The 26,686-nt window shown below is 61.1% G+C and carries 19 protein-coding genes and 7 pseudogenes; 9 read left to right on the top strand and 17 right to left on the bottom strand.

Annotated features, from left to right (window positions below; all coding sequences use genetic code 11):
* Nucleotides 1-30 precede the first annotated feature (30 nt).
* From istB (ACMYR2_RS17650) to ACMYR2_RS17635, 4 genes and pseudogenes are all read right to left on the bottom strand, one after another.
* Nucleotides 31-897: an IS21-like element helper ATPase IstB gene (istB, locus tag ACMYR2_RS17650; protein ID WP_416193403.1), complete on the bottom strand. Its 867-nt coding sequence runs from the start codon at nt 895-897 to the stop codon at nt 31-33.
* Nucleotides 897-2,396: pseudogene (gene istA, locus ACMYR2_RS17645) on the bottom strand (IS21 family transposase). The gene istB (ACMYR2_RS17650) and the pseudogene istA overlap by 1 nt, the downstream one beginning before the upstream one ends.
* Before the next feature lie 348 nt (nt 2,397-2,744).
* A complete protein-coding gene (locus ACMYR2_RS17640) occupies nt 2,745-3,239 on the bottom strand; it encodes a toll/interleukin-1 receptor domain-containing protein (protein ID WP_416193402.1) in 495 nt (164 codons plus the stop codon).
* 359 nt (nt 3,240-3,598) lie between these two features.
* Nucleotides 3,599-3,697 (bottom strand): annotated as a pseudogene (locus tag ACMYR2_RS17635) (transposase); the annotation flags it as partial.
* A 445-nt stretch (nt 3,698-4,142) separates the two neighbouring features.
* On the opposite strand from ACMYR2_RS17635, the pseudogene ACMYR2_RS17630 reads away from it, so the two are divergent.
* The 7 genes and pseudogenes from ACMYR2_RS17630 to ACMYR2_RS17600 all read left to right on the top strand — a co-directional run bounded on the left by ACMYR2_RS17630 (nt 4,143) and on the right by ACMYR2_RS17600 (nt 11,992).
* Nucleotides 4,143-6,023, top strand: a pseudogene (locus tag ACMYR2_RS17630) (KAP family P-loop NTPase fold protein).
* Between the two features lie 25 nt (nt 6,024-6,048).
* The gene (gene qatB, locus ACMYR2_RS17625) at nt 6,049-6,888 is read left to right on the top strand and encodes a Qat anti-phage system associated protein QatB (RefSeq protein ID WP_416193401.1); all 840 of its coding nucleotides are present in this window, start codon (nt 6,049-6,051) and stop codon (nt 6,886-6,888) included.
* Nucleotides 6,885-8,159 carry a Qat anti-phage system QueC-like protein QatC gene (gene qatC / locus ACMYR2_RS17620; protein WP_416193400.1) on the top strand — a complete coding sequence of 425 codons (1,275 nt, stop codon included), beginning with the start codon at nt 6,885-6,887 and terminating at the stop codon, nt 8,157-8,159. Before qatB ends, qatC begins: the two co-directional genes overlap by 4 nt.
* Nucleotides 8,156-8,956, top strand: coding sequence for a Qat anti-phage system TatD family nuclease QatD (gene qatD, locus ACMYR2_RS17615; protein ID WP_416193399.1), 801 nt, complete (start codon nt 8,156-8,158; stop codon nt 8,954-8,956). Before qatC ends, qatD begins: the two co-directional genes overlap by 4 nt.
* Before the next feature lie 23 nt (nt 8,957-8,979).
* Nucleotides 8,980-9,645 (top strand): TauD/TfdA family dioxygenase, encoded by a 666-nt coding sequence (locus ACMYR2_RS17610; RefSeq protein ID WP_416194129.1) that lies wholly within the window; start codon nt 8,980-8,982, stop codon nt 9,643-9,645.
* The gene (locus ACMYR2_RS17605) at nt 9,626-10,558 is read left to right on the top strand and encodes a hypothetical protein (protein WP_416193398.1); all 933 of its coding nucleotides are present in this window, start codon (nt 9,626-9,628) and stop codon (nt 10,556-10,558) included. The genes ACMYR2_RS17610 and ACMYR2_RS17605 overlap by 20 nt, the downstream gene beginning before the upstream one ends.
* Before the next feature lie 417 nt (nt 10,559-10,975).
* A complete protein-coding gene (locus ACMYR2_RS17600; RefSeq protein WP_416194128.1) occupies nt 10,976-11,992 on the top strand; it encodes an integrase core domain-containing protein in 1,017 nt (338 codons plus the stop codon).
* A gap of 16 nt (nt 11,993-12,008) precedes the next feature.
* Here the strand turns inward: ACMYR2_RS17600 and ACMYR2_RS17595 are convergent.
* The 7 genes and pseudogenes from ACMYR2_RS17595 to ACMYR2_RS17565 form a co-directional block, all read right to left on the bottom strand.
* Nucleotides 12,009-12,089, bottom strand: a pseudogene (locus ACMYR2_RS17595) (cold-shock protein); the annotation flags it as partial.
* 47 nt (nt 12,090-12,136) lie between these two features.
* A complete protein-coding gene (locus ACMYR2_RS17590) occupies nt 12,137-12,529 on the bottom strand; it encodes a DUF3597 domain-containing protein (RefSeq protein WP_416194127.1) in 393 nt (130 codons plus the stop codon).
* 194 nt (nt 12,530-12,723) lie between these two features.
* Nucleotides 12,724-15,897, bottom strand: a complete 3,174-nt coding sequence (locus ACMYR2_RS17585; protein ID WP_416193397.1) for an efflux RND transporter permease subunit — start codon at nt 15,895-15,897, stop codon at nt 12,724-12,726.
* Nucleotides 15,894-17,315, bottom strand: a complete 1,422-nt coding sequence (locus ACMYR2_RS17580) for an efflux RND transporter periplasmic adaptor subunit (protein ID WP_416193396.1) — start codon at nt 17,313-17,315, stop codon at nt 15,894-15,896. Before ACMYR2_RS17580 ends, ACMYR2_RS17585 begins: the two co-directional genes overlap by 4 nt.
* Nucleotides 17,316-17,390: 75 nt before the next feature.
* Nucleotides 17,391-17,783 (bottom strand): FixH family protein, encoded by a 393-nt coding sequence (locus ACMYR2_RS17575; protein WP_416193395.1) that lies wholly within the window; start codon nt 17,781-17,783, stop codon nt 17,391-17,393.
* A gap of 96 nt (nt 17,784-17,879) precedes the next feature.
* Nucleotides 17,880-18,248, bottom strand: a complete 369-nt coding sequence (locus ACMYR2_RS17570; protein ID WP_416193394.1) for a hypothetical protein — start codon at nt 18,246-18,248, stop codon at nt 17,880-17,882.
* Nucleotides 18,249-18,345: 97 nt separating this feature from the next.
* A complete protein-coding gene (locus tag ACMYR2_RS17565; protein WP_416193393.1) occupies nt 18,346-18,621 on the bottom strand; it encodes a metal-sensitive transcriptional regulator in 276 nt (91 codons plus the stop codon).
* 54 nt (nt 18,622-18,675) lie between these two features.
* On the opposite strand from ACMYR2_RS17565, the gene ACMYR2_RS17560 reads away from it, so the two are divergent.
* Entirely contained in the window at nt 18,676-21,078 is a 2,403-nt protein-coding gene (locus ACMYR2_RS17560; RefSeq protein ID WP_416193392.1) for a heavy metal translocating P-type ATPase, read from the top strand.
* Nucleotides 21,079-21,330: 252 nt separating this feature from the next.
* On the opposite strand, the gene ACMYR2_RS17555 is transcribed toward ACMYR2_RS17560, so the two are convergent.
* Nucleotides 21,331-21,726 (bottom strand): hypothetical protein, encoded by a 396-nt coding sequence (locus ACMYR2_RS17555; protein ID WP_416193391.1) that lies wholly within the window; start codon nt 21,724-21,726, stop codon nt 21,331-21,333.
* A 57-nt stretch (nt 21,727-21,783) separates the two neighbouring features.
* Between ACMYR2_RS17555 and ACMYR2_RS17550 the strand changes: the two genes are divergently transcribed.
* The gene (locus tag ACMYR2_RS17550; protein WP_416193390.1) at nt 21,784-21,960 is read left to right on the top strand and encodes a hypothetical protein; all 177 of its coding nucleotides are present in this window, start codon (nt 21,784-21,786) and stop codon (nt 21,958-21,960) included.
* 162 nt (nt 21,961-22,122) lie between these two features.
* Here ACMYR2_RS17550 and ACMYR2_RS17545 read toward each other — a convergent pair.
* The 5 genes and pseudogenes from ACMYR2_RS17545 to ACMYR2_RS17525 all read right to left on the bottom strand — a co-directional run.
* Nucleotides 22,123-22,488: pseudogene (locus ACMYR2_RS17545) on the bottom strand (IS701 family transposase); the annotation flags it as partial.
* A gap of 52 nt (nt 22,489-22,540) precedes the next feature.
* On the bottom strand, nt 22,541-24,097 hold the full coding sequence (locus ACMYR2_RS17540; protein ID WP_416193360.1) for an ISL3 family transposase: 1,557 nt from the start codon (nt 24,095-24,097) through the stop codon (nt 22,541-22,543).
* Nucleotides 24,098-24,116: 19 nt separating this feature from the next.
* Nucleotides 24,117-24,992, bottom strand: coding sequence for an IS21-like element helper ATPase IstB (gene istB / locus ACMYR2_RS17535; RefSeq protein ID WP_416193389.1), 876 nt, complete (start codon nt 24,990-24,992; stop codon nt 24,117-24,119).
* Nucleotides 24,992-25,795, bottom strand: a pseudogene (locus tag ACMYR2_RS17530) (Mu transposase domain-containing protein); the annotation flags it as partial. The gene istB (ACMYR2_RS17535) and the pseudogene ACMYR2_RS17530, both read right to left, overlap by 1 nt.
* A pseudogene (locus ACMYR2_RS17525) lies at nt 25,783-26,471 on the bottom strand (IS3 family transposase); the annotation flags it as partial. The pseudogenes ACMYR2_RS17530 and ACMYR2_RS17525, both read right to left, overlap by 13 nt.
* Nucleotides 26,472-26,686: the final 215 nt, after the last annotated feature.

The raw sequence follows: 26,686 nt of genomic DNA, 5'->3' as shown, positions 1-26,686 counted from the left end.
GAGCTCTCGTGCCCCGAGCGCTGACCGCAATTACGCCATCGTTCGCAAATTTGCCCCCGTATCGGCGTCCAATTTTGACCCCTTCGCGCGCCGGGCTTTGGCGGTAGCGCTCGTCTCGCCGGAGCTGGCCGGGATTGCGGAGACGAGACGAGCGCGGGTGGCGTGCTCGTCGTCGCGGCTTTTGAAGCGCCAGCTGTCGTTGCCACTCTCGACGATGTCGCAGTGGTGAGTCAGGCGGTCGAGCAGCGCGGTGGTCATCTTGGCGTCGCCGAACACGCTGGGCCATTCGCCGAACGCGAGGTTGGTGGTGACGACGATCGATGTGCGCTCATATAGCCGGCTGACGAGATGGAACAGCAGTTGGCCGCCAGACTGGGCGAAGGGCAGATATCCGAGTTCGTCGAGGACGATGAAGTCCATCCGGGTCAGATGTTCGGCAAGCCGGCCCTGACGTCCGTTACGGGTCTCGATCTCGAGGCGATTGACGAGGTCGACCACGTTGTAGAAGCGGCCACGGGCGCCGGATCGGATGCAGCTTCTGGCGATTGCGATGGCCAGGTGGGTCTTGCCGGTGCCGGTACCGCCGACGAGCACGGCGTTGCGTTGCTGGGCGATGAAGCCGCCGCCGGCGAGGTCGTTGACGAGCGTCTGGTTGATCGGCGTGCCGTCGAACTGGAAGTCGGCGAGATCCTTGGCCAGCGGCAGCTTGGCGATGGTGAGCTGGTACTTGATTGAGCGGGCCTGCTTCTCATTGATCTCGGCGTTGAGCAGGTCGCCGACAATGCGCTGGGGTTCATGCTGGCGCTTGATGGCGGTCGCCATGATCTCGTCGAAGGCAGCTTTCATGCCATAGAGCTTCAACTCACCCATGAGGTCGAACAGTTGAGTACGTTCCATCAGATGGTTCTCCTAAGGCTGTCATAACGGGCACAGTCGGCGATCGGCGCATGGCGCAGGATCAGCGCCGCGGGAGTGAGGATGTTGGCTGGTGGAGCGGGTTCGCGTTGACGGGCCAGGATGTTGAGCACGACGTCAGCGGAATGAACGCCATGAGCGATCGCCTCGGCGCAGGCTGCTTCAACGGCCGGCAGACCATCGGTCAGCACCGCATTGAGGATGTCGACCATCTGCCGGTTGCCATCGTCGGTGCTGGCGAGCCTGCGCCGGATCCGTTCGATCGCGGCCGGCAGCACCCAGTCCTTGAAGGGAGCGCCGTTACGCAAGGCGCCGGGCTTGCGCGCGAGCACCGGCACATAGTGCCAGGGATCGTAGGTCGTCTCGCCGCGTGCGAAGGATCGCGGATGCTCCGCCACGATCCGTCCATCCTGACGGATTACGATGCGGTCGGCCTAGGCCTGAACCTCGACCGGGCGTCCGACGGCGCTGGCCGCGACCGAGTATTTGTTATTGTCGAAGCGTACCAAACAGGTCTTGGAGACAGACGCCGGCACCGCGTGGAAGCCGTCGAACCGGCCGGCATAGGGAACGAGCTTGGGGCGCTCGGCTTCGAACACGTCCCAGATCGTCTGATCGGCCAGTTCCGGATGGCGATGCGCCTTGGCGTAAGTGATGCATTTGTCGAGCAGCCAGACGTTTAGCTCGTCGAGGGTTTTGAATCGCAGCCGTGGTGTGAAGAAGCGTTCCCGGACCAGTCCGACCTGGTTCTCGACCTGGCCCTTCTCCCAGCCCGACGCCGGCGTGCAGGCAACCGGGTCAACCAGATAGTGGCTGCACATCTGCAGGAAGCGGCGATTGTAGCGGCGATCCTTGCCGACAAAGATCGTCTCCACCGCCGTCTTCATGTTGTCGTAGATGCCGCGGCTGCAGGTCCCTTTGAACAGCGCGAACGCCCGGTCATGGGCGTCGAACACCATCTCCTGCGTCTCGCGCGGATAGGCTCGCACGAACAGCATGCGGCTGTGGCACAGCCGGACATGAGCGACCTTCACGATCGCCGTCACGCCGTTGAGGAGAACGATCTCATGGCTCCAGTCGAACTGGTAGGCTTCGCCCGCCGCAAAGCTCAACGGAACATAGGCCGCCGCGGTCGATTGCCCGCGCTCCTTGTTCCACCGCCTGGCGTAACGCCGCACGGCATCGTAACCACCGTCATAGCCGCGGCCGCGAAGCTCTTCGAAAATCCGGATCAAGGTCAGTTGTTCGCGCGCGGATTTGGTCGCGTTCGCCGCCAGCAACACATCGAGCTCAGATGCCCAGTGTCCAAGCTTGGGCCGCGGCTGAACCTGCCGCTCGTACTCGAACGAGGTCTCTCCCGACCTCAGCACCTTCCGGACCGTGTTCCGGGACACCTTCAGGTCGCGGGCGATCGCCCTGATCGTCTTGCCCTTGATGAAGTGTTCGCGCCGTATCCGCGCAATCGTCTCCACGACCAGCATCTCCAACCACCTGCTTCGTTACAAAGCAGGCAGCGCAACAGACCAACCTGTAGGGGGTCAATTTTGGACGCCGATCCCCCGGCTCAGGGGGTCAATATTGCAGGCCGAATGACACGGCGCGCCATTATTTGCAGGCTTTTCTCGAAATGTGCTGCCGGCTCAGTGCTCTCTAGCTACCAATTAGCAACCGTCGTCTGCAAACTAGGGTCCGGTCAGAGAAGGCATGGTTGCTTGAGTCAGTGCCGACCAATTTTTTATTTGCCGTAGGCCCCCATGGGCAAACCGCCTCCCACTACGAATTTACAAAAGGCCGATTACAGTGCGCCACATCCTCACCTGGCAATAGTGCTACTGCGCCAACACCGTTACCACCTCGGCGAGCTTGGCCGCGACGTCCGCCATCGTATTTGTTGCAGTGACAGTTAAACCGCTTCGTGAGGCGAGCATGGGGCTGACATTGCGGAGAGCTTCGAACGTTGTGCCGTGCGCTATGGGGACGAGTTGGTCACGCGATAGAAGTACCGATAGCTCTTTGTCAGAGATGGCTCCCTCTGCGTCGAGGCGGTTCAGCAGTGCAGGGGTCACCAGCACAATACCAATTCGCGACTTCGCCAGGCCTCTGTCGATTTCGCGAAGAAGCGACGTGCCGAGGGCGACATCCTTCTCGCTGAACCAGACCCTGACGCCACGTGACTCGAGCAGATCGTGTAGTTCCTTGGCGCTCCCCTGCCGGTCGTTCCACGCATGGCAAAGAAAGACGTCCCGAAGATCCAAAAACGCTTGCTTCTCGACGGCTTCGCGGATCGGCGTGAGTGTCTGCACCTCGACAGGGGTGTACGCCACCGACGAACTGGCCGGCGACCATCTCGGCCTTGCGCGGCCGCCAGACCCGCCCCCACTGCTCCGGCCGCCTCCGCTACTCCCTGACGTGGAGTGAGATGGGGGCGAGTAGTACGGGGGCGAATACGACGAGTAGCCGCCACCGTAGCTTCGGTAGCCGCCACCACCGCATGCAGGGCAGGCAGCTCGACCGCTCGCCGTGCGATGACCAAATCGTGGTGCTGTGCATCTAGCCATGGTCGCGGACCTCCAATTTTGCAAAGCCAGTCGTATTGGCAGCAACTGCGTCGCTGACCGGTCTAGCGCACCACGCCTGCCGCTCCGAGTTTCGGACGATGTATCTTCTGCTTCACCTGACCATCATCGGCGGTGATCGCCTTGCATCGGCAGCCGGTCGACAGCACATAGAAGATTGCGTTCAACACCTCGCGTATATCGACCGAACGGCGGCGTCCGCCTCGGACGGGTGAACGGCAGGCACTATGTCGTCTCGACCGAGAACTATAAGCAGACCCGGATCGGTCCATTTGAGACGGCAGCGGAAGCTTTGACGGTTGCAGCTAGCGAATGCGACCGCCTTGGACTGCCACCAGCCTACCGGGGCATTCCTGCCGCGTACTAGCCTAAAAGCAACGAGGCGGATGGTATCTGCCGATGGTCGGTAGCCTTGGCCTGTCCGCAGAAAAACCGCACGCCGCAGGTGGCTACATTTCGATGGGGGCGCTGCCGGTCGTTTCCCTGCGGTGTGCCGGGCTTTGATGGCAAATACCCGCGAAGGCGCGTAGCAGACAATTGCCCTCGCGCTCCGGTTGTTCTTAAATGCCCGCGGTCTGGGGAGGCTGGGGCATGAATATCTGGAAAATTGCGGCGCTAGCCGTAGCACTGACGCTTATCGGGGCCTAAGGCATGTGGCCCGATAATGAAACAGAGCGAGACTTTTTGAACTTTTCGGGCGTGGCTGACACGGTCGCAGAAATCATCGTTCAATCGCGGGGCCGCCCGATCTCGATCGGCGTGTCCGGCGCCTGGGGCATCGGCAAGTCGTCGATGATCAGGCTCACCCGCTCCGCCGTGGCCGCCCGCGAGGACAAGAGCGGGAAGAAGGCATTCGACAAGTACGTCTTCGTCGAATTCAACGCTTGGCTCTACCAGGGATACGACGATGCGCGCGCCGCCCTGATGGACGTCATCACCGACAAGCTCGCGAAGGAGGCCGAGAGCCGCCAGACGGCACTCGACAAGGTCGCGTCCCTCGCCAAGCGGGTGAAGTGGTTGCGGGTGGCGAAGCTTGCGACGACGTCGGCGGCGTCGATCTTCTTCGGCATTCCGCCGGTCGGGGCCGTCGGCGAGTTCTTTGAGCTCGGCAAGAAGGTCTGGAACGAGGGCGTCGGAAAGGGCGACGCCGATGCGGCGAAGAAGGTTGCCGGCGATGCCGCCAAGGAAGGCGGAGAGCTTTAGAAGCCCAAGGAGCAGACGTCTCCGCCGAAGGAAATCCAGGCGCTGCGCGATACGCTTGAACAGACCCTCGAAGAACTCGGCATCACGCTCGTCGTCCTCATCGACGACCTCGATCGTTGCTTGCCCGAGACGACAATCTCGACGCTGGAGGCGATCCGCCTCTTCCTGTTCCTTAAAAACACAGCGTTTGTCATCGCCGCGGATAACGACATGATCAAGCACGCGGCGCGCAAACACTTCGCTGGCGTCGAAAACGACCTGATGGTCACGAACTACTTCGACAAGCTGATCCAGGTTCCGATCCGCGTGCCGCAACTCGGCACGCAGGAAGTGCGCGCTTACATGATGCTGCTGTTCGTCGACAACAGCCAACTCCCGGAGCCCGACAAAGAGAAGGTGCGCGCTGCTGTGATCCGCCAGTTGAGGAGCACATGGCAGGGCAAGAAGGTGGACCGCGCCTTCATCAACTCTCTGGGTGTTGTGCTGCCCGGGGCGCTCGTCGGTCAACTCGACACCGCCGAGCGACTGGCCTCGCTCATGACGACGGCGTCGGGCATCGTCGGCAATCCTCGGCTGATCAAACGCTTCCTAAACGCGCTCTCGATCCGCATGACTATCTCCACCGCGCAGGGCGTCGGCGTCGACGAGGCGGTCCTCGCCAAGCTTCTCCTGTTCGAGCGCATAGGCGACGCCAAGGCGTATGCCGAGCTCGTCAAGAACGTGACGACTGACGCGGAAGGAAAGCCTGCGTTTCTAAAGGACTGGGAGGAGGCTGCGGCCGCCGGCTGCGACCTCGCGATGAAGAACCCGTGGACCGGCGATTTCGTGCGCGAGTGGCTGGCGCTATCGCCGCCGCTGCACGACGTCGATCTCCGCGGCGCGCTCTACGTCAGTCGCGAACACGCTCCGCTAATCACCCCCGAAGACCGCTTGTCGTCCGACGGCGCCGAACTTCTCGCGGCGATGATCGAGCATCCAGAAGTGTCGGCCCGGTTGAAGGATCGCCTCATCCACGTCCCCCGCATAGAAACCACTGTGATCATGGACCGCCTGCTGGAGCGCGCCCGCAAGGAGCAGGAATGGGGTGCGCCGCCCATACTCACTGCTTGCATCGCGCTCGCCGATGCGGATCCAGTCCAGGGGCCGCGGTTGGCGGCGTTCCTCGAAGCCCGCCCTCACCAGCAGATCCAGCCGAGTATCGTACCGAAGATCGGCGATCGCCCGTGGGCGGCATCTCTGCTCGATGCCTGGAGTTCGTCGGGCGATATCTCGAAGCCCGTGAAGACCGCGATCAACAAGACGAGGACGAATGGGAACGTCGCAGTCTAGCAATGGCCCGGGCCCGGGCGTACCGATGGTACCGCCATGGACGCCTGCCGCGCCTCTAGATCCCGTGCCGCCTCCTCCGCAGCCGCCCAACGAGCCGCCGGACATGGTGCCCGATGGCCTGCCTCTGGGCGAATTACCACGGGTCCCCGTTGCACCGCCGGCCGCGTCCCCACCTGGACTACAGCCCCCACCCATCGCTCCCGAGAAGCGGTTCGGCGGCGTCCGCACCAGTCTCGGAAACTTCGCGCGATCGGGTGACGGCCGCGATCTGAGACGAGGGCTCGGTCACTACGTCCGGGGAGGATACGGCGGATCGAACACCGCGACCCAGCGGTTCGGCAGCACGGCCCAGACCGCCGGTTCGCTCAGCCATACGCTGTATTCGACTGCGTCGGGTGCCGCCGACGCAATGCTGGACACAGTCGCGCTCGCCGGACGCTCGACCGAAGAGATCGCGACCGCGATCATCGAGGCGGTCAGGCCGGTCGACGGCACGCAGGATGCGGAAGCGGAGCGCGCCGCGATGCACGACGCGATGTCGCAATTGCTGACGGAGTTTCCGGAGGCAGACCTGCTCAATCTGTCGGACGTTGAACGCGAGTTCGTCATCGAGAAGTTCACCGCCATTGACGTCGCCAGGCGCTTCGAACTCGACGTCGGTAAACATTTGCTCGAAAGGGCGCCGACCGCGACGGTCGCGATGTCTCGATTGAAGCAGATGCGGGCGTATATCGCGGAAACTGTCGCCGCTTCGTTCCGCAAATTGAGGGACCAGGGCCGGATCCTCTCCCCGGGACGCGTCGCACGCGTCGTACAGGCGGCTCTTCGCGACACGTTCGAGGTCTTCGAAGGATACGAAGAATGAGGCTCCTGTGCGCACCGGGGGAAATCGGCCGGCTTCACGAAGCCGATACGCTCAGGGTCGTGCTGTACGGCCAAGCCGGCTCACCCGATCGAGCGAGCGCAGGCGCCGCCGTACGCAACGATATCCGAAAGGAAGGTCTGGCTCCCCACCGGCGGGCATGGGATCTGCTTTCCGTCGCGATGTCGGTCATGGTGGCCGACGCCGCGGGACTGCGCACCGGAAGTCCGGACGGATGGACGCGAGAATTCGAACTGGAAATTGCTGTGACCGAGCCGGACTTCTGGAACGGTGCCGCGCCGGTAATCGCGGACGCCCTTGCGTTTCTCACGACCGACAGATGGCACCTGCGGTTCATTCCGGGCGGAGCGGCGGCGCCCGAGCCGGCGCGTGTTGTTCGACCACCGCAGGATTGCGTGGCACTGCTGTCCGGCGGTCTGGATAGTCTGATCGGAACGATCGACCTCGCCACCGCCGGAACGCGGCCCCTCGTTATCAGCAAGATCGTCCGCGGAGACACGGAGAAGCAGGAAGATTTCGCGCGTACGATCGGTGGCGGACTGAGACACATACAACTCAATGACAACGCGGTAGTGCCGGCGCCGAAGGATACTTCGCAGCGCGCGCGCTCGATCATCTTCCTCGCATTTGGAATACTCGTCGCGACGACGCTCGCGCCCTATAAAGCTGGCGCGACCGTACCCCTCTACGTCTGCGAGAACGGCTTCATAGCGATAAACCCTCCGCTGACCGGAAGCCGGGTCGGCAGCCTTAGCACGCGTACAGCCCATCCTCAATTTCTCTCGTTGTTTGAGGATCTGCTAAATGCTGCCGACATACGGGTGGAGATCCGAACTCCCTACGCTGAAAAGACGAAGGGAGAGATGCTGAGGGAATGTGCCGATCAGCAGCTGCTCCGGACGCTGGCGCCGAGGTCGACGAGTTGCGGGCGTTTCCAGAAATACAACTATCACCACTGCGGTCGATGCGTTCCGTGTCAGGTACGCAGGGCGGCTTTCCTCGCATGGGGACAACCGGATCCGACCGAATACGTGTTCGAGGCGCTCGGTCGTGACGATGAAAAGCATGCCGGCTTCGACGACGTCCGTTCAGTCGGCATGGCCTTGGTCGCCACCGAAGACGGAGGATTCCGCAATTGGCTCGGCAATGCGCTGGCTTGGCCGCTGATCGGCGAGCGCGACGCCTTGCAGGATATGCTACGCCGAGGGCTAGCCGAGCTAGGCGTTCTGCACGCGAAATACGGTGTCAAGTGATCGATTTTCATGCCCATCTCGATCTCTATCCCGACCCAGTTGCCACGACGAGGGAGTGCATCGAACGTGATCTATTCGTTCTATCGGTAACCACCACACCTTCTGCTTGGTCAGGCACCGCCGCTCTTGCGAAGGATGCCCCGCGCATTAGGACAGCGATTGGGTTACATCCGCAGATAGCGCAGGAGCGGCAGCATGAACTACCGTTGTTCGAAGAACTACTTCCGCGCACAAGGTACGTCGGAGAAGTAGGACTGGATGGTGCGCCTGAGTTAAAAAGCTCGTGGGGCACCCAGCAACGGGTTTTCGACGGTATACTAAAAATGTGCCGTGTCGCCGGCGGTCGTATCATCTCCATCCACAGCCGGCGGGCGGCAACCGCCGTTTTAGACGCCTTGTCTGAAAACGCGGACGCCGGAATACCCGTTCTTCATTGGTTTTCGGGCACTCAACGCGAGGTGAAACGAGCTATCGAAATCGGATGCTGGTTCAGTGTAGGCCCAGCGATGTTGGCGGGAAAAAAAGGAAGGGCTCTAGCAGCCGAAATTCCGCGCGATCGTTTGCTCACGGAAACTGACGGTCCATTCGGGCAAGTCGACGGACGATCGCTGTTGCCCTGGGAGTGTGAGCAGGCTGTAGGCGCATTGTCCGAACTATGGGCAGAACCCCATAATCATGTCGAAGCCCAACTGCACGAAAACCTTCGACGGCTCGTAGCGCAAGGTCAGGGCGACCGTTCGAGTTCAATCCTCAACGCAGTCGAACCCGCAAGACCGCGTGGTAAGCCGGCGGTTTGAAGCTGGCGCCCGCGGCTACCGGTGTGACGGAGGGGTCGTTGAATATCTCACCGATCATTTCAACTCTCGGAGAGCTTGGCGTTGCCTCGATCAATCTGGCGGCTGACGAATTAGAGCATTTTCTCAAGGCGCTTCGTCGGATTGGTCGCATCACAAGGTCGGAATTGATCGTAAGAACCCAAGCCGAGGCGAGATCAAATTCTTTATCGGGCCGCTTTGGCGTTGGCGGATTTCCTCATCATACAGATTTTGCTTTCCGGCCGATCCCACCGAGACTTCTCATATTGCACAACGAGAGCAGCCATGTGTTTCAGCGCGGGACATTCGTTTCAACGGTTGATCTATTACCGCCAAAGCTACTCCGGACGCTCGATCGAAGTTCTTGGTACCTTACCAACGGAGGTCGAACGTTCAACGTCTCGGCTCGGATATCGATTGGAGATCGATCAGCGATACGATGGGACCCTCTATGCCTTTCAGCAGCGAATGCGGCAGCACATGAGTGCTGCGAACTAATCCCACATCAACTTTCGCAATCGCAGGTTAGGCACCGATGGTCTCCTGGGTCAGCACTTATCATCGATAATTGGCGCTCTACCCATGCCCGCGAAGCTCTTGAGGAAGGTGGGGACCACGATCGACGCATTATCCGTTATGAGGTATGGCAGCATGCAAGAATGGACATCTGATAGCCTGTGGGAAAAGGCGAAACTATTTGCCGGTCAGACTATAGCTGCTGATCCCGATCCAACGAAATTTCCGCTGTTCGCATCATTTACTCTTGAAGCGCTTGGAAAGGCTGCGTTGGCCAAGGTTCATCCGGCCCTGATTGCTGACCCGAGAGGTGATGGAGCGCCGAATATTTTGTACGCGTTTGGTGTACCAACCAAAGAGCCACGCACGATCGTTGCGAAGACGATCTTCGCCCGCCTTGTCCATTTTGTGGATGAATTCACGTCAGAAGATGCAAATGCATGTCTTATCCTATCGGAGCGAAGAAACCGCCAGCTGCACACCGGCGAAGTTGCTTATGCTGATTTCGGCAGCGGCCAGTGGCTTCCCGATTTTTACCGGTCACTGGACATCCTCACTAAATTTCTCGGCAGAGACTTGGACGACCTTCTTGGCTCCGCACGTGCGCGGGAAGCCAGAGAGACGAACGCCAGAACCGATAAAAAGATCGATGCTGAAGTGAGGAAAAGGGTTGCTGATTGTAGCAGGATGATATCAGGGCTAACCCCACAAGAGCTTGAAGCCCGGCGCAAGACGAAAGCGCCAAAACGTGGTTGGGCGCTCCAACAGAATGAGATATGGGCGACGGAAACAACATGCCCTGCATGCCAGAGCAAAGGAAGTCTGACTGTTAAGCACATCGGCGACCTGCCAGCCCAAATTGAAGACGCATCCATTTTTATTCAGAGCATCTTTTCCCCACGGAAATTTGAATGCGGTGTGTGCAACTTGCTTCTAATGGGGACGCAAGAACTTCGCGTAGCAGGTCTTGCCGATCAGGTTTTGCGGACGGTGGAAAATGATCCGACCGAGTATTTTGATATTGAACCAGAGCCTTACTATCCAAATGATGATTATGGAAATGACTGAAGCTGCCTTGGCCTTGTCCTCGCAGCAATCGCTTTCAGTGACCACATCTTTGCCGAAAGTCGCTTCTATATGTTCGCCATCCTCGTTGACGAACGCGGACCTACGGCCATAGCTGGCTCTCATCCATGCGATCTGGAATGTCTATACATGTCCGCTTCAGTTCGGCGTATCCGGGACGCGGTTTCTTGGGTATCTGACTGACGGATGGCGCTGGCGCTCTCGCCGACCGCGGTGCGTTCGATGATCGGTCTCGTTCGGTGCTCTTGCCCAACGATATGCCTGCGACACGATCCAGATCGGGACGAGCGCGGCTCGATCGTCAGGCGTAATCGCGTAGATCAGCGGCCTTCTGCCTGTCCCTACCGCAAACCATATCCGGCTGGTAGCTGGTTGAGAATCGGGCGATGCTGTTGCGTGATGTTGGACCTGTGCAGACTGATCTGGCGGATGTTCACGGATCTTTTCCGGTCGCGAGCTACGCTTGAGGCCGAGATTTTGGTATTGCGGCAACAAATCAATGTGTTTCGGCGAGGGGCGCCTCGCAAGCTTGCTTTCAACCCAATTGACCGACTGATTTTCATTGGTCTTTACCGGTTGTTTCCTCAGACCTGTCGTGCGCTTGCGATCGTTAAGCCGGACACGGTTATAAGATGGCACCGCGCGGGCTTCCGATCGTATTGGCGCTGGAAATCGCGCCGCCGCTGCGGCCGACCAACAGTGCCGTTGGAAATTCGCCGGCTGATCCGCGAGATGAGCCTCGCCAACCCGTTGTGGGGAGCGCCGCGAATCCATGGTGAGCTTCTCAAGCTGGGTATCGAGATCGGCCAGACCAGCGTCGCCAAGTATATGGCGCGGAGGAGAGCCCCTCCGTCACAAGGATGGAAGACGTTCCTTCGTAACCATGCTGACGGGATCGTGGCGATGGACCTGTTCGTGGTGCCGACAATCTCGTTCCGACTGCTCTATGGGTTGCTGATCATGGGCCACGGCCGGCGGCAGATCCTGTGGTTTGGGGTGACCGCGCATCCAACGGCCGAATGGATCGCCAATCAGCTCACTCAAGCTTGCGGCTGGGAGCAAATCCCTCGCTACCTGGTCCGGGATCGAGACGGCGCATACGGCGAAATATTCATGCGTCGGGTTCGATCCATCGGTATTCGCGATCGCCCGACGTCTCCTCGCTCACCGTGGCAAAATGCGTATGCTGAACGGCTGATCGGATCGATCCGCAGGGAATGCGTTGATCATCTCGTGGTAGTCGGCGAACGCCATCTGCGCCACGTGCTGCTCTCGTACATGAGCTACTACAACGGCACGCGCACTCACTTATCATTGAACAAGGACGCGCCGATATCACGTGCCGTCGAGACAGCCGGACGCATTCTCTGTCGACCAATCCTGGGCGGGCTGCATCACCAATATATTCGGATTTGATTTGCGGTAGGCACAGGACGAACACGTCCTTACCGCCGCTCTCAGGCTCGATGAACCCATAGCCCTTCTGCCCGTTGAACCACTTCACAGTACCGATCGCACTTGCCGAACTCCTGTTGGAATGAATAACGATGCGAACCCTCGCTAAGCTGCGCGGGTGAGATCGGGCGGTAATTTGCCGCCGTTAGCCGCCAGCTGTGCCATCATTTGCTTATGCAGCCAAATGTTCATCGTCGCGGAGTCGTTCATGTCGCCTGGATAGCCCAGATCCTTCGCCAGTTCCTTGTGAGCGCTGAGGCTGAAATCGACATCAAGTGCCTTCATCAAGTCAATGATCGAAGTCCGCCAGACCAGCTGTTCGCTTTTCTTGGCGACAGCCTTGTCAAGAATGGCTGCAACATCAACATTGAGGCCGGCGGCCGCTGCATTTGAGGTAGAGGCGGTATTGCCTTCGCCTGTCTCGGGTTTTGATGTCGGTGTAGCAGCTTCGGCGTGGCTGCCGAAGATGGCGCCCATGATCTTTCCAAATATGCTCATTGTGAGGCTCCATTCGGCCGCTGCGAGGAAAAATTCAACCACGAGATAACGCGCCCGAACAGGTTCGTTCGGCAATCGGGCAAACCCATCATGTACCTACCTTGGCCGGCGACCACCGCCGCCAGGTACATGGCCGGTCCTGTCAATTGCAAGTCATGCTCATCTGGAAATCTATTTTTGCTCGATACTCTCGCTCATGCCGCCTTTGGTACGTTTTGCGGAGTACCATTCGACAGCGTGTCGGCGGCTTTGCCGTCGCGGGCTAGTCCGCGCCCCTTCGCGACGCCAAAAATCGCCGGAATCACGATGAGGGTGAGGAGCGTCGATGAGATCATCCCGCCGATCATCGGCGCCGCGATATGCTGCATAATCTCAGATCCGGTGCCGGTGCTCCACATGATAGGCAGAAGGCCCGCCATGATGGCAACCACCGTCATCATCTTGGGGCGAACACGCTCGACCGCGCCCAACATGATGGCGTCGTGGAGATCCTGCCGAGTCAACATTCGGCTCTGGGCGTCGCGCCTAGCTTTCATCTCGGCAAGCGCTTGATCGAGATAAATGAGCATCACGACGCCGGTCTCGGCAGCGACGCCAGCGAGCGCGATAAAGCCGACGGCGACGGCGACGGAGAGGTTGAAGCCGAGCAACCACATCATCCAGAGTCCGCCGACCAGGGCAAAGGGCAACGAGAGCATGACGATCAGGGTCTCAGTCATTGCCCCAAAGTTTAGGTACAGCAGCAGGAAGATGACCGCGAGCGTGACGGGGACAACGATCTTTAAGCGAGCGGCAGCCCTCTGCAGATATTCGTATTGACCGCTCCAGACCACATAATAACCGGCGGGAAATTGGATGTTCTCCGTGACGGCACGCTGAGCGTCGGCGACATAGCTGCCTAGGTCCCGATCACGGACGTCGAGGTATATGTAGGTCGCGAGCTGTCCGTTCTCGGTCCGGATCGACGTCGGTCCCCGCGCCGGCTCGACCTTGGCGACTTCGCCGAGCGGCACGGCACCGCCTGCCGGCATCGGCACCAGGATGTCGCTGGCGATGGCCTTTGGATTGTCCCTGAGATCGCGCGGGTAGCGCATGTTCACCGTAAAGCGCTGCCTACCCTCTACGGTCGTGGTCACCGTCTGCCCACCGAGGGCGGCCGCGATGGTGTCCTGGACGTCCTGGACCAGGATCCCGTAACGGGCAAGTGCCTCGCGGTCTGGCGCGATCTCGAGATAGTACCCGCCGATGCCCCGTTCGGCGTAGGCCGACGATGTGCCAGGGACAGCTTTGATGACATTCTCGATCTGCTTGGCTAGACGGTCTATCTCGACCAGATCTGTGCCCATAACTTTTACACCGACCGGCGTGCGGATGCCGGTCGATAGCATGTCGATGCGGGCCTTGATCGGCATCGTCCAAGCATTGGAGACGCCGGGGAATTGCAGCGCCTTGTCCATCTCGGCGACGAGGCCGTCGAGGGTCACGCCAGGACGCCACTGTTGTTTCGGCTTCAGGTTGACCACCGTCTCGAACATCTCAGTCGGCGCCGGATCGGTCGCGGTCGCGGCGCGTCCCGCCTTGCCATAGACCGAGGCGACCTCCGGGAACGACTTAATGATCCGATCCTGCGTCTGCAACAGTTCGGCCGCCTTCGTGACAGAGATGCCGGGTAGCGTCGTCGGCATATACAGCAGCGTGCCCTCGTTGAGCGTCGGCATGAATTCGGTGCCGAGCTGCCGTGCGGGCCAGATCGTGACAGCCAGTACCGCTACGGCGGCGAGGATCACCAGAGTCTTCGCCTGCAGCACGGCCTTGATCACGGGCCGGTAGATCCAAATCAGGAAGCGGTTGATGAAATTCCTGTGCTCCGGAACGATCCTGCCGCGGACAAAGATCACCATCAGCGCCGGCACCAGGGTGACCGACAGCAGGGCCGCAGCGGCCATTGCGAATGTCTTGGTGAACGCGAGCGGGCTGAACAGCCGACCTTCCTGCGATTCTAGGGTGAAGATTGGCATGAACGACACGGTGATGACCAAAAGGCTGAAGAACAGCGCCGGCCCTACCTCGGACGCCGCGTCGATCAGGACCTGGACCCGCGATTCTTCGGGCTTGGCCCGTTCGAGGTGCTTATGGGCGTTCTCGATCATGACGATGGCGGCGTCAACCATGGCACCAATCGCGATCGCGATGCCGCCGAGGCTCATGATATTGGATCCTACCCCCAACACCTTCATGGCGCCGAATGCCATCAGCACGCCGACCGGCAGCATGAGGATCGCGACCAATGCGCTGCGGACATGCAGCAGAAACACGATACAGACGAGCGCGACGACGATGCTTTCTTCGAACAGCGTGTGCTTGAGCGTGTCGATGGCGGAGTAGATCAGGTTCGACCGGTCGTAGACCGGCACGATCTCGACGGACTTCGGTAGACTGCTCGCGATCTCCTTAAAGCGCTTTTTGACGTTCTCGATGACGTCGAGAGCGTTGACGCCAAAGCGTTGCAGCACGATGCCGCTCGCGACCTCGCCCTCGCCATTGAGTTCGGCGATGCCCCGTCGCTCGTCCGGACCGAGCTCGACATGGGCTACGTCCCGTAGCAGCACCGGTGTGCCGTTGCTGGTCTTCAGCACGATGTTGCCGAGATCGTTAATGTTCTTGATGTACCCCCGGCCGCGGATCACGTATTCGAACTCCGAGAGCTCGACGGTGCGGCCGCCGACGTCGGCGTTGCTAGAACGGATCGCGTCGCGGATCTTCTGCAAGCTGATGCCGCGATCGCGCATCCGCTGCGGGTCAAGGACGACGTTGTACTGCTTGACGAAGCCGCCGATGCTGGCGACCTCGGCCACGCCTTCCGCCTTGGCCAAGGCGAACTTCAGGTTCCAGTCCTGAATCGTTCGCGTGTCCGCCAGGTTCAATTCCTTGGACATGACGGCGTACTGGTACACCCAGCCGACGCCCGTCGCGTCGGGGCCGATCGTCGGCGTGACGCCTGCCGGAAGTCTCGAGGCGGCGCCGTTCAGAAACTCCATGACGCGCGACCGCGCCCAGTAGATATCAGTGCCGTCCTCGAAGATCACGTAAACGAACGACACGCCGAAAAATGAGAAGCCGCGCACCACCTTGGACTTCGGCACCGTCAGCATGGCCGTCGTCAGCGGGTACGTGACCTGGTCCTCGATGACCTGAGGCGCCTGCCCAGGGTACTCAGTGTAGACGATGACCTGCGTATCGGAGAGATCGGGGATCGCGTCCAGCGGAAGATGAACAAGTGCATACAGGCCGGCGGCGGCCGCGAAACCCGTGCCGAACAGCACCAGCACCAGGTTGCGGGCCGACCACGCGATGATGCGGGCAATCATTTATGATCTCCCATCGCGTCTGACGCGCCGTTCGACGGCTGCTGCGTCGCCTCAGCGAAACCCTTGAGCGCGGCCTTCAGATTGCTTTCCGCGTCGATCAGGAAATTGGCCGAGGTGACTACCGCCTCGCCCGCGGCAAGGCCGTCTCTGATCTCGATGAAGCCGCCGCCGCGACGGCCGACCTTCACTACCCGCGGTTCGAAACGCCCCTCGCCCTTATCGACCAGAACGGCCTGGCGGCTGCCGGTGTCAAGCACGGAGCTCTCCGGCACCGCCAGCACCGGCGCACCATCCGCGGTGTCGATTTCGGCATCGACGTACATGTCGGGCAGCAGCGCGAAGTCCGGGTTGTCCAGCTCGATCCGGACGCGGGCCGTGCGCGTGTCGCGGTTCACCTGAGGATAGATGACAGAGATCTTTCCCGAGAAGGTTCGGCCCGAGAAGCTGCGGGCGCGTATCGAAACCGGCTGGCCGACCTCGATGCTGCCGAGATCCCGTTCGGCAACATCGACCAAAGCCCAGACCGCCGAGATGTCAGCGATCCGGAACAGCACGTCGCCCGGATTGGCCCGCATCCCCTCGATGGCGTTGCGCTCCAGCACGATGCCGTCGCGCGGCGACGACCACTGCACGGTCACTGGCGCAACATGAGACTTGTCGATCTCGGAGATGACCTGCTCTGGCACGGCCAGATTTGTCAGCCGTTGTCGCGACCCGCTCCTGTACTTCTCTACCTGGCCCACCTTATCTGAGGTGATCGTCGCCAGATAATCCGCCGCCGCGGAGGCAACCGCCGCACTGTAGATCTCCATCAGCGGCTGTCCCGCCTTCACGTGGGTGCCAGTGGTCACGTTGGCGACCTTCTGTACGAAGCTTTCGGCACGCATCGCGATCACCGACACCCGGCGCTCGTCGAGCTGGATGGTGCCGGGAGCCTTGATTGAGACACGGATCGGAAGCCGCTCGGCAGGCTCCGACTTCACTCCCGTGCGCTGGATCTTGCCGAGCGATAGTTTGACGCTGCCGTCGTCGGTGTCGTCGCCTTCGTAGACGGGAACGTAGTCCATCCCCATCGAATCCTTCTTCGGTACTGGGGACGTGTCCGGCAGGCCCATGGGATTGCGGTAGTACATAACCTTTCGCGACGTATCCTCCGCCTGCTGCTTCGGCTTGAGGGGGGCTGGGGTGGCCTTGTCGTCGTCGTAGACCGGCAGGTAGTCCCGCCCGCTGTCGTTCTTCTTAGGACCTGCCGACCAGAGTGGCGCGCCGTCCGGATCGCGATAATAGAGCGGAGTTCGATCCGCGGCCGCCGCGGTGGTCGCGTATACGGACCGGTGATCGCCGGCCCAGTACCAGAAGCTACCGAAGGCGAGACTGCTCGTGAGTGCGAGTGCCGTCAGAAGACGCTGCGTGTTCATGGCGTTATCCAGCGCGCCCAAGCGCATTATGTGAATGAGAAAGAGAAATGCGGGCGCCGTCGAGCGCCCGCAGGCTCACTTGGTCGCCTTGACAATCACCTTGCCGGTGACGGTCTCGGATTCGCCCTGCACCTTCGCGGAGAGCGTCACCTGATATCGGCCGGCCATCGGCAAGTCGGTTTTGAAGACGTAGACACCCGGCTCCTTCGAGGGCAGCGGTGTGACCGGCGACTCCATCTCGGCCATACCGTCGGGAGCCATATCGACGCGGGTCTTGAAGATAACGGCGTCCGACACCGGCTTGCCGGTCTGCTTGTTGGTCAGCCGGACGGCGAGCGTGACGTCGTCCCCTTTCTTCATCTCCAGATTAACCGGCTCGAAAGAGTAGTCGCCGGCGCCTGCCATGGCGGCAGAAGCGGCAAGTGAAAGGGTGGCGGCAACAGCCGCGGTCGTGAATTTGGAAAACATGGTTTTGCCCTCATTATTGATCTCTCGCCGTGGCGCTTCCAAAGCGCGCACGTCAGTCGTCTGCGCAGCAAGCGTGCGCGCGCGAATTTTGCGAGATCAGCTTCGAGGAGGTCGGAAGGGAGGACTGCCGCCGCAGGAGGACAGGACCTGATCGGCGGGAATGGCGATCTCTGCCGCGGCGACAGCGAAGAGCGCGAGTGCACCGGGACGAACGTCGCCGATCGCGAAGGCTCCGCCAATGCAACAGAAACCCATCCCGCACTTGCCGTCCTTGTGCGACATCGTTCCCTGCATGTTGTCCGGACAGCAATCGTCCATCGACATGTCGCCGTGATCTGCCATGTGCATGGCGTTCTGCATGTTGTTCGACGGCATTGCGTGACCGACGGCGACCGATGCGCCGAGCGGCAACATCGCCAGCGAAATGGCGACCGCGAGTGCAAGGATGGTGCGGACGAGCCGCATTTGGCTACTTACCTTTCAAGCCGACCTAACTTGAATAGCATATTTCGGCGAGGACCGCAGTCTGATCCTGCTCAGGTATTTGTGACCACCGCCATCGCTACCTATCCACCCGCCCCACTACGTCCATCAGTTCCGCGATCTTGCGGCGCTGATCGGCCTTATCGCCGCTGTTGATGGCGTGTTCCACGCAGTGGGCCACGTGATCTTTAAGGATCTGTTCTTCCACCTGCCGGAGGGCAGAACGGACCGCTGAGATCTGCGTGACGATATCGATGCAGTACCGGTCCTCATCGACCATTTTCGCCAGCCCGCGAACTTGGCCTTCGATGCGGTTCAAGCGTTTCTGGCACGAAGCCTTGATGTCGTTCCTCATGGCTCGTATATACCCCCATAGGGTACATTCCGCAAGAGATGATATGGAGTCGCAATGGACGAGCAGCACAACAAATCCGAAGAGGCTCGTGGAAGCTGCTGCGGGCATTCGCATTCGGCCGGGGACGACGATGCCGGGCATACTCATCATCATCATGCCGCAGCGAGCGCGGTTGATCCGGTCTGCGGCATGAAGGTCGAACCAGCGACGGCTCGCTACAAGCTCGAGCACAGCGGACAAACTTACTATTTCTGTTCGGAACGCTGCCGCACGAAATTCGAAGCTGATCCGGCCAAGTACATCAACGGAAACGCGCAGCAACAACCGCCCGCACACGTGCCGGAAGGCACCATCTATACATGTCCGATGCACCCTCAGATCCGACAGGTCGGACCTGGCAATTGCCCCATCTGCGGCATGGGGCTCGAACCCGAGCTTGCGACCGCGGAGACCGGCCCCAATCCGGAACTGATCGACATGACCCGCCGCTTCTGGGTCGGTCTCGTGCTCTCAGTGCCCGTTGTGATCCTCGAGATGGGCGGTCATCTCGTGGGTGGCCACGAATGGATCGACCAAACTCTGTCGAACTGGGTTCAGTTGGTTCTGGCGACGCCTGTGGTGATTTGGGCAGGCTGGCCATTCTTCGTGCGCGGCTGGCAGTCGTTGATGACCCGCAACCTCAACATGTTTACGCTGATCGCCATGGGCACCGGTGTCGCCTGGGTCTACAGCATCGTCGCCACCGTCGCGCCCGGTGTCTTCCCGGCCACTTTCAGGGCTCATGACGGCGCCGTTGCCGTTTACTTTGAGGCGGCCGCGGTGATCACCGTACTGGTCCTCCTTGGCCAAGTCCTCGAACTCAGGGCGCGAGAGGCGACCTCGGGCGCGATCAAAGCGCTGCTAGACCTCGCGCCCAAGACGGCCCGTCGGATCCGGGCCGACGGGACTGACGAAGAGGTAGAGATCGCAGCCCTGCAGGTCGGTGATCGGCTTCGCGTTCGGCCAGGCGAAAAGGTGCCGGTTGATGGCGAAATCACCGAGGGGCGCTCGTCGCTCGATGAATCCATGGTGACGGGCGAATCTATGCCGGTCAGCAAGGAGGTCGGCGGGAATGTCATTGCCGGTACGCTTAACCGTTCCGGTGGCTTCCTCATGCGCGCCGAAAAGGTCGGCGCCGACACTATGCTGTCTCAGATCGTGCAGATGGTCGCGCAGGCGCAACGCTCCCGCGCGCCCATCCAGCGTCTCGCCGACCAGGTCGCAGGCTGGTTCGTGCCGGCGGTCATCGTGGTCGCGGTCGCGGCCTTTGCTGTCTGGGCGGCCTTTGGTCCTGAGCCACGCTTCGCATTCGGTCTCGTCGCCGCCGTCAGCGTCCTCATCATCGCCTGCCCCTGCGCGCTCGGTCTGGCCACCCCCATGTCGATCATGGTCGGCGTGGGACGTGGGGCCCACGCCGGCGTTCTGATCAAGAACGCCGAAGCGCTCGAACGCATGGAGCGCATCGATACCCTCGTCATCGACAAAACGGGCACGTTGACCGAGGGCAGACCCAAGGTCATCGCCGTGAAAGCCGCCCAGGATTACACCGAGGCCGAGGTGCTGCGGCTTGCCGCCAGCGTCGAACGCGCTAGCGAACATCCGCTCGCCGACGCGATCGTGAACGAGTCCAAGGATCGGGGCATCCAGACCGCCGACGTCCAGGACTTCGACTCGCCCGTGGGTAAAGGTGCACTCGGGACGGTCGAGGGCAAGAGAGTGCTGGTCGGGAATGCCGGCTTCTTGCGCTCTCAGGGAATTGACACCTCCGCCATGGAAGCCGAGGCGGAACGTCAACGCGGGGAAGGCGCCACCGTCATCAACATGGCGGTGAACCGCCAGCTCGCGGGCATCATGGCAATTGCCGATCCCGTCAAGAGCTCCACGGCGGAGGCGCTGCGCAAGCTGTCTGCCGACGGCGTGAAGGTGATCATGCTCACCGGTGACAACCGCACCACCGCCCAGGCGGTGGCGCGGCAACTAGGCATTGCCGACGTGGAAGCCGAAGTTTTGCCCGATCAGAAGAGCGCGGTTGTCGCGAGGCTCCAGAAGCAGGGCCGGATCGTAGCGATGGCGGGTGATGGGGTGAACGATGCGCCGGCGCTGGCGACGGCCGAGGTCGGGATTGCGATGGGTACTGGGACCGACGTCGCAATGGAAAGTGCCGGCGTCACGCTGCTAAAAGGTGACCTCACCGGCATCGTTCGGGCGCGGCGGTTATCGCGCGCGACCATGAGCAACATCAGGCAGAACCTGTTCTTCGCCTTCGCTTACAACGCCGCGGGCATTCCGATCGCGGCTGGCGTGCTCTATCCGACCTTCGGTCTCCTGCTCTCGCCGATTGTGGCGGCTGCGGCGATGGCTCTTTCTTCCGTCAGTGTCGTGGGTAATGCCCTGCGGCTGCGGACGGCGCGGGTCTGACATACTCGGAAACTAGCACTCGATTCAATGGACGAGCGTGTACGCGCAGCAAATGATCAGCATGCATCGCAGGTGCGCGGACAAAACCGACGACGCATTGGAAAAGCTCGTTCCGTAACGCTTCCCACCCGCCCTGTCCAATGGGCCTTCGCAGGGATTTATCGCCACAGAAGGCGCCTTAACGGAACCGCTGAAACAGGTGCCGTCTTGCTTTGCTAAGCCGCTCTTGAATGCTGAAAATTAGCTAGACGATCATTCCCGGCTACTGGAGCGGTTCTTCTCGTCGAAGCCTGCGAGCGCAGTGTGCCGGAATCGAGGGCTGAAACCTGGCCGCTGCCGATGCCGAAGGTGATGCTGGTCGCGGTGCCACCGTCGGTCGCGGCGATCGTCACGTCTTGCACCGAGCACGGCCGGTGTGCCGGGGGTGCGGGCTTGGGTGACGCCACCGCCGGTGAAGCCCAACGAATTGAACGCTGCTGCGTTCGAGCTCGTGATGGTGAGATTCGATGCCGTGCCGGTATGCAGGGTCACCGCGCTGGCGGCGACAGCAGAACCCGAACCGCCCGACAAAGTGTCGATCTTGCTGAGCAAGGCGGTGACGGTATTGGTGACATCGATCTGGTTCGCCCCAGAAGCACCGGAGACCACGAAAGTCAGCGTCTGACCGTTAACCGTGATCGTATCGTCGCGGCAAAGTCGGTTGCGATGGAGTCGCTCAGCGCGGCATCGGACAACGCAGTCGCGCCGGTGATGGCGTTGCTGTCCTTACCGCTAGCGGCAGCGCCGGCAACGGTCGCGTCGGTCGGCGAGCCAGCAGGTCCGAGCAGGTTGTCAGCGGTCGCGCCGATGGCGGCGGTGATCGCCGGCGACTTGCTGGAATAGCCCAGGGTCGCCTGCAGCGCCTGTCAAGGCGCTGTTGAACCGCACGATAAGGGTGCGACAGACGTCTAAGCGATGGCATATGTTCGAAGAGAAACGCGAAGCGGTAAACGCGATCAACGCAAAAATACAGACTGGAGTGTTCTGCACGACATGCGCCTAGTCTTACTGCGTCACAAGCGATGGTTTGTGGAGTGGGCGAACCTGATTGCGCAACAAGGACATCTCAACAATGTTCGAACGAGCCCTTGTTCGAGCCGCCGTCGCATCGTCGCGATCGAATTTGGAACATGACGTTGGGTCCGCAATGGCAGATCCGCGGGGTCTGTAATCCGTGGGAAGGTGAGTGAACGGAATCGGCCGGGCGCGCCGAGCGCCTGAGGGGGGAATCATCTCCCGCTCGGAGATCAAAAATCCGTAGGCCGCGATGCACATCGTTGCATGATGATGAAAGCCGCGCCAGCCGCGTCCCTCGAAGTGGCCGAGCCCGACCTCCTGCTTGAGTTCCTGATAATCGCGTTCGATGCGCCAGTGTCATTCGGCCTGCAATATTGGCTCTGTCGCAGCTTTGGTGCAGCTCGAATTATTCTGCGCCGATTAGTCTGGCCTGAAGGAGATCGATGTTGCCGCGGCCATACATCTGACGTCTGACGAGCTTGAGGCGTGTGATTTGGCCTTCGGTCTGTCCGTTGGACCAGGGCGAAGTGATTGCCGCCCGAACCGCCGCTTCATCCCTGACGACGCCGCTCGCGAACGAGGCGACGAGACTGATGCGGGCGCGCTCGATCCATGGAATGAGCCCTTCCTCAGCCTTGCGCCGGATCATCGCGTGGAATTCGGCGATGAGGTCGCGGGCCTCAACCAAGGTCGGTACGCCAGCCTCGATCGCTGCGATCGTGACGGTTTCCGCTTTCGTCAACAAGTCCCGCCCGATCGTCATAAGGCGCGCGATCGTTCTGGCTGACGGAATCCGCTGAAGGCTTTGCGCGTCGGCCCTTTCAGCCCGTCGTCTGCGGGCTGCCCACTCGCTGATGACGCGAAGCGAGCCTCGGAAGCCTCGCGCCTTCAGGCGGCGCCAAAGTTCAGCTCCGTTTCGAGAGCCGGACGCCCACTGATCGTCGAGCCATGCCAAATGCAGGTCCAACGAACTTTGTCGAGTCCGGAAGACATCATTGCGCTCGCCGCGGATCACCTGCCGTACCAGCTTCCTGCTATGGCCAGTCAGGCGCACCATCTGCTTGATCGATTTGCCGTTCTTCGACAAAGTCAGGATGGCCGCATCGATCTCCTCGCGGCGCAGATAGCCCTCATATTGGAGGCGCTCGGCGGCTGTGAGCAGCTTGGGATCGATCGTGGTCGCACCAATGACGGTGCGGATCTGTCGCATCGATTTGCGGACGGCGTCGAGGAAGGCTCGACTGGCGTTCTCCATCAGATGCCAACGATCTGCCACCTGTACCGCGTGCGGCAAAGCCTTTGCTGCGGCTTCGCCATATCCTCCACCACGGTCACGGGCGACGATCGCGATCGTGGGATGAGCAGCGAGCCACGCCTGGGCGGTTGCGGATTCCCGATCCGGCAGCAGGGTGACAATCCGGTGCTTTTCCAGGTTGCAGATGATGCTGGCGTACCGGTGATTGCGCCGCCAGGCCCAATCATCGATGCCGATAACCCTGAGCGGGTCGGCCGGCGGACGGCTACGGCGTCGGACCACGCGCAGGAGCGTGTCTTTGCTCACCGGCAGCATCAGCCGTTTTGCGAAGCCTGCCGCTGGTCGACCACCAAGCGCCAGACCGAGGTGATGAACGATAGAGTCCAGCCTCGCCGTGCGTCGCGCTGATGGAGCCAACACCCCCTCGGCGAAGCGCTCAGTGAAGATATGGCGCCCGCACAGGATGGCATCGCAGCGGAAGCGGCGGGCGATTACCAGGAGCTGTACGATCCGCCCCGCGAGTGGAAGATCGGTCACGCGGCGTCGATAGCGGCTATGGACACGTCGCGAAACCGTTCCGCACGATGGGCACAGACCAATGCTTCCGGACGCCCGGACCACAACAATGGCCTTATCACCCTCGTAGTACGCACTCTCTACAACAAACCCACGCGGCACCAGACTGGAGCGGTGGAGTGCTTGCTGCATGGCGCTGATTCTCTTCCAATCAAAACACCAGACATCCCCCAAACTGCACCAAAAGTGAGTCAGAGCCCAATTTTGACCCCTTCGCGCGGCGTGGTTTGAGGGTAGCGCTCGACTCGTCGGAGCTGGCCGGGATTGCGGAGACGAGACGAGCGCGGGTGGCGTGATCGTCGTCGCGGCTTTTGAAGCGCCAGCTGTCGTTACCGGTTTCGACGATGTCGCAGTGGTGGGTCAACCGGTCGAGCAGCGCGGTGGTCATCTTGGCGTCGCCGAACACGCTGGGCCATTCGCCGAAGGCGAGATTGGTGGTGACGATGACGGAAGCACGCTCGTAGAGCCGGCTGACGAGATGGAACAGCAACTGGCCGCCGGATTGGGCAAAGGGCAGATATCCGAGTTCGTCGAGCACGATGAAGTCCATCCGGGTCAGATGTTCGGCAAGCCGGCCCTGACGTCCGTTACGGGTCTCGATCTCGAGGCGATTGACGAGGTCGACCACGTTGTAGAAGCGACCGCGGGCGCCGGATCGGATGCAGCTTCTGGCGATTGCGATGGCCAGGTGGGTTTTGCCTGTGCCGGTGCCGCCGACGAGCACGACGTTGCGCTGCTGGGCGATGAAGCCGCCGCCGGCGAGATCATTGACGAGCGTCTGATTGATCGGCGTGCCTTCGAACTGGAAGTCATCGAGATCCTTGGCCAATGGCAGCTTGGCGATGGTGAGCTGGTACTTGATCGACCGCGCCTGCTTCTCGTTGATCTCGGCGCTGAGCAGGTCGCCGACGATGTGCTGAGGTTCGTGCTGGCGCTTGACGGCCGTCGCCATGATCTCGTCGAAGGCAGCCCTCATTCCGTAGAGTTTGAGCTCACCCATGAGGTCGAAGATTTGGGTTCGTTCCATCAGATGGTCCTCCGGAGGTTGTCGTAACGGGCGCAATCGGCGATCGGCGCATGGCGGAGCGTCAGTGCCGCCGGCGTCATAATGTTGGCCGGTGCAGCGGGTTCGCGTTGGCGAGCCAGGATGTTGAGAACGACGTCAGCGGAATGAACGCCATGAGCGATCGCCTCGGCGCAGGCGGCTTCGACCGCCGACAAACCGTCCGTCAGCACCGCATTGAGGATGTCGACCATCTGTCGATTGCCGTCGTCGGTGCTGGCGAGCCTGCGCCGGATCCGTTCGATCGCGGCCGGCAACACCCAGTCCTTGAAGGGTGCGCCGTTACGTAAGGCCCCGGGTTTGCGCGCGAGCACCGGCACGTAGTGCCAGGGATTGTAGGTCGTCTCGCCGCGTCCGAACGATCGCGGATGCTCCGCAACGATGCGCCCGTCCTGACGGATCACGATGCGATCGGCATAGGCTTGAACTTCGACCGGGCGCCCGACGGCGCTGGCAGCGACCGAGTATTTGTTGTTGTCGAAGCGCACCAGGCAGGTCTTCGAGACCGATGCCGGCACCGCGTGGAATCCGTCGAACCGGCCAGCATAGGGAACGAGCTTGGGCCGCTCGGCTTCGAACACCTCCCAGACCGTCTGTTCGGCCAGTTCTGGATGTCGGTGCGCCTTGGCGTAGGCGATGCACTTATCCAGAAGCCACGCGTTCAACTCGTCCAGGGTTTTGAACCGCAGCCGTGGCGTGAAGAACCGTTCCCGGACCAGCCCGACCTGGTTCTCGACCTGACCCTTCTCCCAGCCCGACGCCGGCGTGTATAGGTCACATCGGCACACCAAACGTGATCCGGCCGCTCGATCGTCAGGTGCCGCAGCAGGTAGGGATAGATGCGATGCTGCGGATGCGGCTCGCTGGTTCTCGGCACCTGGTAGATCGGCGACAGACCGATCTTGCGCATCAGCCGCCGGACCCGCTTGCGACCCACGCACCAGCCCTGACGCCGCAGATGCCGGGCCATCTGCCGGGAGCCATACCAGGGCGTCTCCATGAAGGCCTCGTCGATGGTGCGCATCAGTTCGAGGTTCTCGGGCGTCTCGCCGGCGGGCTGTCGGTAGAACGACGCCCGCGAGATCGAGACCAGTTCGCACTGGCGGCGGATCGAGAGCCGGTTGTGATCGGGGTCAATCATCATTCTCCTCCGATCCAGGCTCAGCGATCGAAGGCCTTGGCCAAAAAATCCCGCTCAACGACAAGCTGGCCAATCTTGGCGTGCAGCTTGGTCACCTCGGCTTCCCGGCCGACCTGCGCATCAGCAGCCTTGTCGTCGAACGTCTTGGCCAGGTTCTCGATGGCCTGCCGTTTCCACTGCGTAATCTGGTTCGGATGAAGCTGGTGCTTTGTCGCCAGTTCCGAAATCGTCCGCTCGCCACGGATCGCCTCAAGCGCAACCTTGGCCTTGAACTCAGCCGTAAATCGTCTGCGTGTCTTCATACCGGATCGTCCTTTTCATCGGGCGATCCACCTTATGCCCCTGTCTCAGAAACCGGCACCACCTCAGTTTCGCGTGCCGCAGCTAGGGCAGACGACTGAGGCGGTTTCCCCTATCGCGATCTGAACCTTGTCAGACCATCTGTGGCTGCAATGCCTGCAGCGGAGGATGTATTCTCTTACGACCGGTGAAATTGTTCGAGAGACCCGTTCACAAC

This window comes from Nitrobacter sp. TKz-YC01 (assembly GCF_047824785.1).
In the GTDB taxonomy this organism is placed as follows: domain Bacteria; phylum Pseudomonadota; class Alphaproteobacteria; order Rhizobiales; family Xanthobacteraceae; genus Nitrobacter.
Note: the sequence above shows the minus strand (reverse complement) of the source record. Positions and strands in the feature narration are given on the sequence as shown.